We start from the raw sequence: 1,977 nt of genomic DNA on the forward strand, positions 1-1,977 counted from the left end.
ATGGCGGCTGCGATGCCCAGGAAATGACGCCGTGCTTGGTTCGCTGGCCGATACCGTTCTGGAGCTTGGGACATCGAGAATCCTCTCTGAAAAGTGGGGTTGCCCGCCAAGAGATAAAATGTGAACTCGGTTCAGTATTTAGAGTCCATCTACTAGGAACTAGCCTCGCCATCGAGGGCGAAAACTATGACGTAACTATGTTATTGTAAGAAGCTGTGAAATATCACATGTGCGAAGACGTGTAATAATTTTTGGCAGTTCCCTCCCGCAAAAGCATGAAGGGGGTCAACTTTTGTTTGTAAACATTGGCCGTTTGGCTTCCAAGGTGGCCGGCTTCGAGATCGTGGGCGGCTACAATGCGAGGCTTTCGGCGGCCTCCCACAAGGATCAACGCCCCTTCGTTGACATCCCGCCGCATGCGCCTCCGAATGCATGCGGCGGCGCAGTGAGTTGCGACTCGCCGACACGAAGGAAGCATGGAGGCACTGCGCTCCCGGCTCCGATTTTCTTCCACGATCGAAACAATTCGCGCCGCAGCGCCGCGGCGAGCCATAGCGTGAGCAGAGCGGCGCTTCACGCCCGCGGAACGCCAAGCGGTACTCTTGACCTATTGCGCCGATGTTCTCGACCTTCGACCTTTTGCGCCAGCGTTCTCGACAGATCGTGACAGCGATCCGGGCTTGTTCCGCGCGTGCGCTGAAGTCCGTCAGGGCTGTCCGCATCCACTGAGCACAACATGCACATGGCGAGCGATAGGATCGCCACGTTTGCACCAGCGATTCCCCAGAGCAAAACGGACAGAGCGTCTTGAGTGCCCAGCAACCCCGTGAGGGCGGAGGTGATCATTGCCACGACAAGAGCTATGAGCGCATAAATGGCTACCATCGCTGGTGATCCGGAACCAGAATACGAGTAGCACTCCTGTATAATAGCCTGATGCCCCTCCTCGTTCCGGAAACAGGGCTTCCGCAAACGGTGCAAATCTCACCCAGGTCCGCTTCTAAACTCTCTCTATTCCAAGCGGATGGCCGATCGATGTGCTGCCGGGTGTTACTACTTCGGGTCCTTTTGCTTCTACTTGGAGCCGGCCACTGTGATCTGGGGCGGATGGGCTTGGCCCTTCGCACCCAAGGAGAGTCCTATGGAACGTGAACCGAATCCCCTCCCGACACCCGATTAGGTGTCGTCCAGCGACGATGATGGGCGTGAGTTCCTGAAGCGGTGTGGAAAGTTTGCTGCCACGGTGCCGCCCGCCGTCACCATACTGCTGTCCACGTCGCTGACCTCCGAGGCCATCGCGGCATCGGGCTCCAAACCCGGCAACGGATATGGAGATAAGAACCACATCCATACGGGTCCTCGGGGTCGGCACTAGCAGCCTCCACGGCCCGTGAGGCTGCCGATCTCGACGGCCGTGACCTCTGCCCCCGCTCGGTCACTTCAGGCCGGGCGGGGCTCTTTCAGGTACTCCCTCGCCTCACCAGAGCGTAGGTCCCGTGCGGCGGATCCGCCCCCGCTCGACCCCCAACGAATCCTGACGGCCAGCACCCGCTGATGGTGCTCGTTACGTCCGGTCGGTGATGTGGAACCCTGAACCTTCTTCACGGTCGTATCGGTCATCATGACCTCCTGCGTGAAAGGTCTCGGGAGACGACTGGCGGACCATACGCTGCGAGGGTGGCTACGGCCGAGACTGAGGTTCCTCGCTCGGTTGCTTGACCTTCGCCTGCAACCCAGCGGCACCATCTGACCGATTGCCCTGTTACCGCGCACCGCCTGTTTCACCTCTTCCGGGTATCGTCCGGCAAAGACCTTTGAGCCATTCAGCTTTGACAGCAACGCCCACTGCAACCTCCTGCAATCGTGGATATGCCTTGCACGTAAACCCGCACATTCATGTAGGGTTTCATTCATTACATTGCCTTCGATGCAAGTAATCTCCAAGATGAATGAGAGATGAACATTGCTGCCGGCTAG

General features: G+C 58.3%; 1 protein-coding gene. It reads right to left on the reverse strand.

The features are described 5' to 3' along the window. Positions 1–1,440: 1,440 nt before the first annotated feature. The gene (locus BN1233_RS48985; protein ID WP_156312695.1) at positions 1,441–1,623 is read right to left on the reverse strand and encodes a hypothetical protein; all 183 of its coding nucleotides are present in this window, start codon (positions 1,621–1,623) and stop codon (positions 1,441–1,443) included. Positions 1,624–1,977 lie beyond the last annotated feature (354 nt).

The organism is Microvirga massiliensis, from assembly GCF_001006805.1.
Classification (GTDB): Bacteria; Pseudomonadota; Alphaproteobacteria; order Rhizobiales; family Beijerinckiaceae; genus Microvirga; species Microvirga massiliensis.